Source organism: Streptomyces rimosus subsp. rimosus, assembly GCF_000720725.1.
GTDB lineage: Bacteria > Actinomycetota > Actinomycetes > Streptomycetales > Streptomycetaceae > Streptomyces > Streptomyces rimosus_A.
Window position 1 is genome coordinate 94712 of the sequence record NZ_JOCQ01000020.1, and the last position, 9718, is coordinate 104429.

Here is a 9718-nt window from a genome sequence, read left to right on the forward strand (position 1 = left end):
GTTGTCTCAGGCCAACGACGCGGCCTCGCGCGCCAGTTGCTCCACCCGGCCCCAGTCCTTCGCGCGCAGCGCGTCCGCCGGCAGCATCCACGTACCGCCCACGCAGCCCACGTTCGGCAGCGCCAGATAGGCGGGCGCCGAGGCGAGGCCGATGCCGCCGGTCGGGCAGAAGCGGGCCCGGGGGAGCGGCGAGGCGAGCGACTTCAGGTACGCGGTGCCGCCCGCGGCCTCCGCCGGGAAGAACTTCATCTCGGTGACCCCCTCGTCCAGCAGTGTCACCACCTCCGACGCCGTCGAGACGCCCGGCAGGAAGGGCAGCCCGCAGGACTTCATCGCGGCCAGCAGCCGCGGCGACCACCCCGGGCTGACCAGGAAGCGGGCGCCCGCCGCGACCGCGGTGTCCACGTGCCCGGGGGTCAGGACCGTACCCGCGCCGACCACCGCATCCGGGACCGCGTCGGCGATCGCCCGTATCGCCTGCGGCGCGGCGGCCGTACGCAGCGTCACCTCGATGGCGGGCAGTCCGCCCGCCACGAGCGCGCGGGCGAGCGGCACCGCATCGGCCGCGTCGTCCAGGACCACGACCGGGATGACGGGGGCGAGGCCCAGCACGGAGGGCGGGGTGGCGGGGGAGGAAGCGGCAGCGGTAGTCACGCTGCCCATAGTGCTGTGGGCCGCCAGCATCCGCAACGCCCGTTGCGGATGCTGCAACGGTGGTCCGTTGGCTGGGGCGCTACAGCTTGTCGGCCGGGGCGCTACAGCTCCGTGACCACCACGTCGATCGCCCACGCCTTGCCCGCCTTGGCCGGCGCCTCGGCCTCCACCGCGTACCCGAGGTCGCCCAGCGCCTCGACCAGCTCCGCGGGACCCTCCGGCGCACGCCCCGCCGTCAGCAGGTCCCGCACCATCCGCCCCTTCGTCGCCTTGTTGAAGTGGCTGACCACCGACCGCTTCTCCACCCCGTCGACGATCTTCGACTGGAGCACCCGCACCGTCGCCGTACGGCCCGCGACCTCGCCCTTCGGCTTCCACGCCGTCGCGTACGCCGCCGACCGCAGATCCAGCACCAGGCCGTCCGCGGCGGCCCGCGGCATCACCTCGGCCATCGGCGTACGCCAGTACGCGCCCAGGGCGCCCAGCCCCGGCAGCTTCACGCCCATCGAGCAGCGGTACGACGGGATGCGGTCGCCGATCCGGACCGCGCCCCACAGCCCCGAGAACACCAGCAGCGACGCCTCGGCCGCCCGCCGCGCCGTCGCGTCCAGCGTGGCCAGGCCCAGCGCGTCGTACAGCACACCCGTGTAGATCTCCCCGGCCGGCCGCGTCCCGGCCTCGCGCAGCCCGGCGTTCTTCGCGATCTCGCCCCGGAGGCCGTCGCTCAGCCCCAGGACCTCCTGCGCCTTCGTCTCGTCCGCCGCGCACAGCCCGACCAGCTCGTCCAGCACCGCCTCCCGGGCCGGATTCAGCCCGGCCAGCGACAGCGCCCCCAGGTCCAGCGGCTTCCCGCCCCCGGACGCGGCCTTCCCCTCGGACGGCGGCAACAACACGAGCACGCGCTTCTCCTTAACCTGCTGTGCAACGGCTGTGCCACTTTACGGTCGGGGCAGGGCCGGGGCGGGCACCCCATCGAGGGGCGGGCGCCCCGCGCGCCCCCTACGCTCAAAGCATGCCCCGCCGCCACCTCCGCGTGACCGCCGCAGCCGAGGCACCGCTGCGCGCGGCGCTGCGCGAGCTGCGGGCGCGGCTGGACGTACCGCAGACCTTTCCGCTGTCCGCGCAGGCCGAGGCGGACAGTGCCGTCCGCTGGCCGCATCCGCCCGCCGAGACGGCCGCCACCGACGCGACCGACCTGCCGCTGTTCACCGTCGACCCGCCCGGCTCGATGGACCTCGACCAGGCGATGTTCCTGTCCCGGCGCCCCGGCGGCGGCTACCGCGTCCATTACGCCATCGCCGACGTGGCCTCCTTCGTCACCCCCGGCGGCGCCCTGAACGCCGAGGCGCACCGCCGCGTGACGACCCTCTACTTCCCCGACGAGCGCGTCCCGCTGCACCCGCCCGTGCTCGGCGAGGGCGCCGCCAGCCTGCTCCCGGACGAGGACCGCCCCGCCGTCCTGTGGCGCCTCGACCTGGACGCGGACGGCACACTGCGCTCCACGGACGTGCGCCGCGCCCTTGTCCGCTCCCGGGCCCGGCTGGACTACGAGAGCGCACAGCGCGCCATCGACACCGGCACCGCCGAGGAACCGCTGTGCCTCCTGCGCGAAATCGGCCGTGTCCGCGAGGACCTGGAGGCCGCCCGCGGCGGCATCTCCCTCAACGTCCCCGAGCAGGAGATCATCGAGCGCCCGGACGGCTACGCCCTCGCCTACCGCGCGCCCCGCCCCGCCGACGGCTGGAACGCGCAGCTCTCCCTGCTCACCGGCATGGCCGCGGCCGACCTGATGCTCGCCTCCGGCACCGGCGTCCTGCGTACGCTCCCCACCGCCCCGGACGGCGCGGTCGCCCGGCTGCGCCGCACCGCCCGCGCTCTGGGCGTCGACTGGCCGCCCCACACCTCGTACGCAGCCCTCATCCGCACCCTCGACCCCACCCGCACCACCCACGCCGCCTTCCTCCAGGACTGCACGGCCCTGCTGCGCGGCGCCGGCTACACCGTCTTCGACGGCGACCCGCCCGCGCCCGAACACGCCCGGCACGCCGCCGTCGCCGCCCCGTACGCCCACGTCACCGCCCCGCTGCGGCGCCTCGTGGACCGCTACGGCGCGGAACTGTGCCTGGCCGCTTCGGCGGGCGGGGAGCCGCCGGACTGGGTCCGCGCGGCCCTGCCCGCCCTCCCCGCCGAGATGGCGGAAGGCGCCCGCCGGGCCAACCAGGTCGAGCGGGAGTGCGTCGACCTGGTGGAGGCGGCCCTGATGCAGGACCGGCTCGGCGAGGTCTTCGACGGGTACGTGGTCGATGTCCAGGAGGAACGGCCGGACCGGGGCACGGTGCACCTGTACGACCCGGCGGTGATCGGCCGGCTCGACGGCGACGAGCGGGTCCCGGAGCTGCCGCTGGGCCACCCCCTGCGGGTCCGCCTCACGGAAGCGGACCCGGGCCACGCCCCGGTCCGTTTCACACCGGCGTGACGAGGCCCTTGTCCTCCTCGCCCCGGAGGGCCCGCTGCTCCTCCACGGCGGCCTTGGCGGCCTTGACCGCGGCGACCGCGGCCCGCCCTTCGTCCGCGTGGAACCGGATCGAACGGGCCGCCACCCGCTGCCCCAGCAGCTTCACGGCCGTGACCGGCTCGGTCAGCTCGACGGTGACACAGGTCTGCGCCGCCACGGCCACCTCCAGCACCCCGTCCCGCTCCAGTGCCTGCCGCCCGGCCGTCTCCGCCTTCGGGAAGCGCAGGTCGTACCGTACGGACGCGATCCGCTCCAGCGGTATCCACACGTCCAGCAAGGCACCGTTGCGCACCCGCAGCCCGTCCGGCCCGAGCACATGCGGCCGGGTCACGGCGGCAGCCTGGAACCCCAGCACCACCAGCACCGTGTAGACGTCGAGCACCAGCATGATCCAGTGCGCGACCGGAAGGCCCGCGAGCAGGAACCCGACACCGACCGTCTCCACCACGCACACGAACGCGAACCCGTACAGCATCGGCGCCTGCGCCCGCGCGTACCCCAGCGGCTGCCGCCCCGGCCCGACACCGTGCCGCCGCCGGGCCACCCACAGCCCCAGACTGGCCATCCACCGCTTCTCGTACGCCAGCAGCCGCCGCCCCCGCCCACTGTCACGCCCTACGCCACCCACGAAACACCCCTCCCTGCATCGTTTCCCTACGTCGATTCCCTACGCCGTTCCATCGCCCGGCTCCATCACCAACCGGATCGCCTGCCGTACGGCCTCCGCCTGCGCCGGCGCGAGATCCTCGAAATACGAGTCCGCGAAAGCCGTCAGGGCCGGCTCGTCCTTCTTCTCCCGCGGCTCACCCATCATTCCCACCGGAATGCAGGCGGCGATCGCGCGGGCCGCCTCCGCCACCCGCGGGTCGTCCGGACCGGCCCCGGCCAGGTCGTCCAGCAGGGCGTAGACCTCGTAGATCCGCTCCATCGCCCCCGGCGGGGTGACGGCCTCCTTCAGCGCGGACACCATCCGCACGCTCATCTCGGAACCCGCGGCCGTCTCCATCAGCGCCAGCATCTCCCGCTCCTTCGCGGCCATCGCCGGCTCCGGACCCGGCAGCGCGCCCGAGACCCGCCGCATCTCGCCGAACAGCTCCGTCAACTGCTCCGAGTACGGCCCTTCGGCGGGCAGCTGCCCACCCTCCTCCACCTGCCCCAGCAGCGCCCCCAGCCGCTCCCGCCGCCGCCGGATCTCCTCCTCCTGCCGCGCCAGATCCGCGTCCAGCTCGGCCAGCACCTCCCGCAGCTCCCGCCCGGCGTCGTCCGCGAGCACATCGCGCACCTCGCCCAGCCCGAGCCCCAGCTCGGTCAGCCGCCGCACCCGCGCCAGCGTCACCGCGTCGCGCAGCCCGTACTGCCGGTACCCGTTCGCCAGCCGCTCGGGCTCCGGGAGCAGCCCGAGGTGGTGATAGTGCCGTACGGTCCGCGTGGTGACGCCGGCCAGCGCCGCGAGCTCTCCGATCCTCATACAGCCAGTAGAAACGTTGCCGCTACGGCAAGGTCAAGCCTCAGCCGCCCGCCAGGTACCATGGTCCGCACGGCGGACGAGCCGGCCGGACGGCCGCGTGGGGGTGCACCGCATCCCCCCGAGGAACGTCCGGGCTCCACAGGGCAGGGTGGTGGGTAACGCCCACCCGGGGTGACCCGCGGGACAGTGCCACAGAAAGCAAACCGCCGAGGATTCCGGTCCTCGGTAAGGGTGAAACGGTGGTGTAAGAGACCACCAGCCTCCGAGGTGACTCGGAGGGCTAGGTAAACCCCACCCGGAGCAAGGTCAAGAGGGGCCGTCGGCTGACGGCCCTGCGCGGACGTTCGAGGGCTGCCCGCCCGAGTCCGCGGGTAGACCGCACGAGGCTGCCGGCAACGACAGCCCTAGATGGATGGCCGTCTCCCGACGGGCCGCAAGGCCCATCGGTGACAGAACCCGGCGTACAGGTCGACTCGTCCGTCGGTCGACCGGTAAGAGGCCCTGCGGCCTGGCGTTTCGCCAGACCGCAGGGCCTTTTCGGGACTGATCGGGACTGATTCGGGACTAAGGCTTCTCCCGTATAAGCGCGTGAGCTGTGGCTTTGCCGACGGTACGGTCGTGCGATGGAGTCCGCGAGGTTGAATGAGTGCCCGTTGCACGGGGCCGGTCTGGACTCTGACCACCTGGTCGGACAGCGGCTGGAGCGGATCGTCGCATCCTGGCACCGGCAGCACCGAAAAGCGTCGTCCTGCCTGCTCGATGTGTGGCTGATCGGCCGAGACGGGATCGCCACGCGCGTGACGACCGGCTCGGACTGGTGCCTGATCGTGGAGCGATCAACCCCCTACGAGGGGTACGACATGGGAGACGCGGGCCGCGTCGAGGTGGCGCCGGTCCAGGACGAGACGCCATTCACCGCTCACCTCGGTGAGGCGGTTCTGGCGGTACGAGAAGAAGCCGACGCGGTGACCGGACGGCTCGCGCTGGACATCACCTTCGAGTCCGGCCGTGTCCGGTGCCAGAGCTGGGCCGGCGAACTGCGGCTGTCCACCCGCTGATCCACGCACCGGCATCGGCGAGATCCATGTGCAGGTCTCGCGGTGCCCGGTCGCGGCCTACTCGCGGACCAACTCGACGCTGCGCCAGCTCGGCCCGCTGTGCGGCATCTCGAAGTCCGCGGCCGACCGCATCAGCAATCACCTCGGCCCCCTTCTCGCGCTCCGGCCGCGCCGACGGTTTTCGCAAGGACACCGTGCTCATCGCGGACGGCACCCTGGTGCCCACGCAGGACCACACGGTGGCCGAGCAGTCGAAGAACTACCGCTATTCCACCAACCACCAGGCCGTCATCGACGCTGACACCCGGCTCGTCGTGGTGGCTGGCCGGCCCCTGCCCGGCAACCGCAACGACTGCAGGGCATGGGTGATGCCCGGCGCGAAGGCGGCCGTCGGCGATACAAACCGTGATCGCCGACGGCGGCTACCGCGGCACTGGCCTGGCCATCCCACACCGCCGGGAACGCGGCCGGCCCGAACTCTCGGCCTGGAAAGAGGAAACAATCGTTCCCAGCTATTCGATCATTCCGGGACAAGCCTTAAGCGAGTTCGCCCCTCAAGCCGGCGCCTGAGTTCGCCGATACCCGTACACGCCCGGTGCGACGCCGCGTTCACGGCGACTCGTCCGGCAGGTCGCTCATCAGCTTCACCAGCGGATCCAGGCGGCCGATCTCGACCAGGAGATCTCCGACCGCGGCGTGTGCCTCCTCGATGGCGAGGGTGCCCTCTCGGGCGTTCTCCTCGCCCAGTTCCCGGATTCGGGCTTCGCGGGCCGCAGACAGTGGTTCGTCGGTCTCGGTCTGTAACCGGCGGTACCAGAGCTCCCAGAGCCGTTCGGTCATGCCGCATTGTCTGCCGGGTGTGCGGGTGATCGCCATGGATCCGGCGAGAGCGGGCGGATACGGGCAGCCGGCGAGGGCCCGCGTTGAGCGGCGGTCTTGACTGGCGATCTTGACCGGTCCGGTTGGCCGGCCCGGTGGGCCGGTACTGTTGACCAGCGGCGTTGACGGTGGCGTTGACCGGCGGCGCAGGGCGGGGTCGGGAAGTGGAAGGATGTCTTCCATGAGTTCCAACGTATTTTTCGATATCACGATCGATGGCGCCGCGGCCGGGCGCATCGTTTTCAAGCTGTACGACGACGTCGTGCCCAAGACCGCTCGTAACTTCCGCGAGCTGGCCACCGGCGAGCACGGCTTCGGTTACGCGGGGTCCCCGTTCCACCGGGTCATTCCCGAGTTCATGCTCCAGGGTGGCGACTTCACCCGCCGCAACGGCACCGGTGGCAAGAGCATCTACGGTGACCGCTTCGCGGACGAGAACTTCGAGCTGAAGCACGACCGTCCGTTCCTGCTGTCGATGGCGAACGCCGGCCGCAACACCAACGGCTCGCAGTTCTTCATCACGACGGTGGAGACCCCGTGGCTGGACGGTGCGCACGTCGTCTTCGGCGAGGTCGTCGAGGGGACGGAGCTGGTGAAGCGGATCGAGGGGCTGGGGTCCCGTTCCGGTGCCACCTCCGCGAAGATCGAGGTGGCGTCCTCGGGCGTCGTGGACGCCGCGTAACGGGTCCGTAGCGTCAAGACGGGTGAAGGCCCCCGGGACGGTGTCCCGGGGGCCTTCACGTGCGCTCGCTAGTCCGGCGGGCGGGGCCGCTCAGGACTGCGGACGGCTGCCGTGGTTGGCACCGTTCTTACGGCGTGCCTTCTTCTTACGGCGTCGCTTCGACGACATGGCGTCTCCTCTCCGCAGGGGGCTTTGCTCCCCATTTCTACCATTTCATCCCGGCGTCCTGCTCCGTGGTCCCGGGGCCGGATACCCGCCTCACGGATCACCACACGCCTCGTGAGACACATCACGGAGAACGAGGGAGGGGAAGGGAAGGCACGGGAGGAGGGGCGGCCTCAGGCCGTGGCGCCGGGGGTGGGGGAGCAGTGGTAGAGGGGTTCGGGGAGGGACGGGTCGGTGGGGGCGGCGTACGCGTGCGGGTCGACCTTCGCGCAGGTCGAGCGGACCCAGGCGTTGATTTTCGCGGTCTCGGAGGCGGGGGCCTTGGTGCCGGTGGGCACGGTGGCCACGGTGGGGTTCAGGAGGGCGAAACGCAGTTGACCGGACGCCACGAGGTGCCGGTACTCGGCGAGTGTGACCGACGTGGCCATCCCGGCGAAGCCGCCGAGCGGCAGGATCGGCAGTCCGGTGTGGGTGATCCCCCGGGAGCGCGCCCAGCCGCCGTCGGCGGAGAGTGTGTACGTGGCGTTGCCGTTGTTCCGCTGAACGTAGTCGAGCAGGCGTTTCTGGGCCGCGGTCAGCGGTGCCTGCGACATGTCGTACGAGGCGCCGCCCGCCCCGCCGTACACCGCGCCGCCCGGTGCGCCGCCGCCGGCGCTCTGGCCGCCCGGCCCCGCGTGCGCCTCGAACGACGAGCCCGCGTACCGCTGGTCCAGTACGGACAGTGACCAGGCCGCCGGGGCGGCGAACATCGCGAGGCAGGCGGCGGCCAGGCTCGTCACGGCGAGCGGCCGCAGGCGGCGGCCGGTGGCGCGGCCGTACGACAGGAGGCCCGGAACGGCGATGAGCGCTGCCGCGGCGATGAGCGGGATCAGCCAGGGGGCGAAATCCGGGTGGTCGGAGGCGGTGCCGGAGGCGATGAAGGACGCCCAGGCGGCTTCGGCCAGGAGGGTGAGGGGGAGGAGCAGGCGCGCGGGCCGGTCGGCGGCGGTGCGGTGGACGCGCCACAGGGTCACGGCTCCGGCGGCGGCGAGGGCCGCCAGGGCGGGGGCCAGCCCGGCCACGTACGCGGTGTGCGGGATGTCCACCACGCTCAGTACGGCGGCCGTGGTCAGCAGCCAGGTGCCCCACATCAGGTAGCCGCCGCGCAGCCGGTCCGTACGGGGGCGCCTGCCGCGCAGCACCAGGCCGTGGACGAGGCCGAGCACGGCGAGGGGGTAGAGCCAGCCGATCTGGGGGGTGAAGCGGGAGGTGAGCAGCTTGTACCAGGTGTTCTTCTCGCTGCCGAGGCTGACCATTTTGCGGGCGTGGGGGGTGGATGGGGGTGCGGTGCTCTTGGCGGCGGGGCCGTGGGGGGTGCTGGGGACCGGGCCTGTACGAGTAGCAGGCCCGCCCGGTCCTCCAGGTCCGCTCTCCGCCGGCCGGCTGAAGCCGTTGTACTCGAAGACCGTCGACCAGGCGCTGTTGTTCGTCGAGCCGTCCGCGTACGGACGTACGTCCTTCGGCGTGAACGTCATCAGCAGCACCCATGAGAGGGACACCGCGAACAGCGCCACCCCCGAGGTCAGCAGATGGCCGATACGGGTGCGCAGTGTGACGGGGGCGGTGACGAAGTAGCCGATGGCCAGGGCGGGGACGATGAGCCAGGACTGCATCATCTTCGCCTGGAAGGCCAGCCCGACCCAGACGCCCGCCCACACCAGTGACCGCAACCGGGCGCCGCCGACGGCTGCTTGGTACCGGTCCACGGCCAGCAGCAGGCACATGAACAGGGCCGCGTCGGGGATCGCATGGCCGAACATGGAGGCCGCCACGGGGGTGAGGGTCAGCAGCCCGGCCGCCAGGAGACCGGCCGCGGCGCCCTGCCAGCGGCGTACGACGCGGTACATGACCAGGACGGAGACGACGCCCTCGATGCATTGCGGCAGCGTCAACGCCCAGTCGTGGAAACCGAAGACGCGGGCGGAGAGGGCCTGCGGCCACAGGAAGCCGCCGATTTTGTCGAGGGTGATCGTCGCCGCCGGGTCGTACGCGGTGAACAGGAAGGCTTTCCAGCTCTCCGTCATGCTGCGGGCAGCGACCGAGTAGTACGGGGCCAGGCCGCTACTGGTGATGTTCCACGCGTACAGCAGTCCGGCCAGTGCGGCCACGCCGAGCAACGCGGGCCGGGCCCACGGGGGTTGGCCCTCGGGTGAGCGCCAGAACTCGTGACGGCGGCGTGGTCGTCGGCCCCCGGGGGCGCGTGACGGCGTGTGCCGGGCGGGGAACGGGAGCGTTTTGGCGCCGGGGGAGGTGGGGGA

The 9718-nt window shown here is 72.2% G+C and carries 10 protein-coding genes, 1 other RNA gene and 1 pseudogene; 5 read left to right on the forward strand and 7 right to left on the reverse strand.

Going from position 1 to position 9718, the window contains the following annotated elements; genetic code table 11:
* Positions 1-6: 6 nt before the first annotated feature.
* Together eda and yaaA are read right to left on the reverse strand one after the other, a co-directional pair.
* Positions 7-663 carry a bifunctional 4-hydroxy-2-oxoglutarate aldolase/2-dehydro-3-deoxy-phosphogluconate aldolase gene (gene eda, locus IH45_RS0113365; RefSeq protein WP_030666510.1) on the reverse strand — a complete coding sequence of 219 codons (657 nt, stop codon included), beginning with the start codon at positions 661-663 and terminating at the stop codon, positions 7-9.
* A 92-nt stretch (positions 664-755) separates the two neighbouring features.
* Complete coding sequence (gene yaaA, locus IH45_RS0113370; protein ID WP_030666512.1) at positions 756-1553, reverse strand: peroxide stress protein YaaA; 798 nt, start codon at positions 1551-1553, stop codon at positions 756-758.
* 113 nt (positions 1554-1666) lie between these two features.
* On the opposite strand from yaaA, the gene IH45_RS0113375 reads away from it, so the two are divergent.
* A complete protein-coding gene (locus tag IH45_RS0113375) occupies positions 1667-3130 on the forward strand; it encodes an RNB domain-containing ribonuclease (RefSeq protein ID WP_030666514.1) in 1464 nt (487 codons plus the stop codon).
* On the opposite strand, the gene IH45_RS0113380 is transcribed toward IH45_RS0113375, so the two are convergent.
* Both IH45_RS0113380 and IH45_RS0113385 read right to left on the reverse strand, forming a co-directional pair.
* Positions 3117-3734: a hypothetical protein gene (locus IH45_RS0113380; RefSeq protein ID WP_030666517.1), complete on the reverse strand. Its 618-nt coding sequence runs from the start codon at positions 3732-3734 to the stop codon at positions 3117-3119. The two genes, IH45_RS0113375 and IH45_RS0113380, sit on opposite strands and share 14 nt — an antisense overlap.
* Before the next feature lie 102 nt (positions 3735-3836).
* Positions 3837-4637 (reverse strand): MerR family transcriptional regulator, encoded by an 801-nt coding sequence (locus tag IH45_RS0113385; RefSeq protein ID WP_030666519.1) that lies wholly within the window; start codon positions 4635-4637, stop codon positions 3837-3839.
* Between the two features lie 77 nt (positions 4638-4714).
* Here IH45_RS0113385 and rnpB point away from each other — a divergent pair.
* The 3 genes and pseudogenes from rnpB to IH45_RS1000000146460 all read left to right on the forward strand — a co-directional run.
* Positions 4715-5117, forward strand: an RNA gene (gene rnpB / locus IH45_RS1000000145230) — RNase P RNA component class A.
* 143 nt (positions 5118-5260) lie between these two features.
* Positions 5261-5695 carry a hypothetical protein gene (locus IH45_RS0113390; RefSeq protein WP_030666521.1) on the forward strand — a complete coding sequence of 145 codons (435 nt, stop codon included), beginning with the start codon at positions 5261-5263 and terminating at the stop codon, positions 5693-5695.
* Between the two features lie 49 nt (positions 5696-5744).
* Positions 5745-6193 (forward strand): annotated as a pseudogene (locus IH45_RS1000000146460) (transposase); the annotation flags it as partial.
* 111 nt (positions 6194-6304) lie between these two features.
* Here IH45_RS1000000146460 and IH45_RS0113400 read toward each other — a convergent pair.
* Entirely contained in the window at positions 6305-6535 is a 231-nt protein-coding gene (locus IH45_RS0113400; protein WP_158813070.1) for a hypothetical protein, read from the reverse strand.
* Positions 6536-6755: 220 nt separating this feature from the next.
* Here IH45_RS0113400 and IH45_RS0113405 point away from each other — a divergent pair, with 220 nt between their 5' ends.
* The gene (locus tag IH45_RS0113405; protein ID WP_030666525.1) at positions 6756-7256 is read left to right on the forward strand and encodes a peptidylprolyl isomerase; all 501 of its coding nucleotides are present in this window, start codon (positions 6756-6758) and stop codon (positions 7254-7256) included.
* Between the two features lie 90 nt (positions 7257-7346).
* Here IH45_RS0113405 and IH45_RS1000000151000 read toward each other — a convergent pair whose 3' ends face one another.
* Together IH45_RS1000000151000 and IH45_RS01000000143600 are read right to left on the reverse strand one after the other, a co-directional pair.
* Positions 7347-7424 carry a 50S ribosomal protein bL37 gene (locus IH45_RS1000000151000; RefSeq protein ID WP_370443954.1) on the reverse strand — a complete coding sequence of 26 codons (78 nt, stop codon included), beginning with the start codon at positions 7422-7424 and terminating at the stop codon, positions 7347-7349.
* A gap of 170 nt (positions 7425-7594) precedes the next feature.
* Positions 7595-9568, reverse strand: coding sequence for an ArnT family glycosyltransferase (locus tag IH45_RS01000000143600; RefSeq protein WP_199810662.1), 1974 nt, complete (start codon positions 9566-9568; stop codon positions 7595-7597).
* Positions 9569-9718 lie beyond the last annotated feature (150 nt).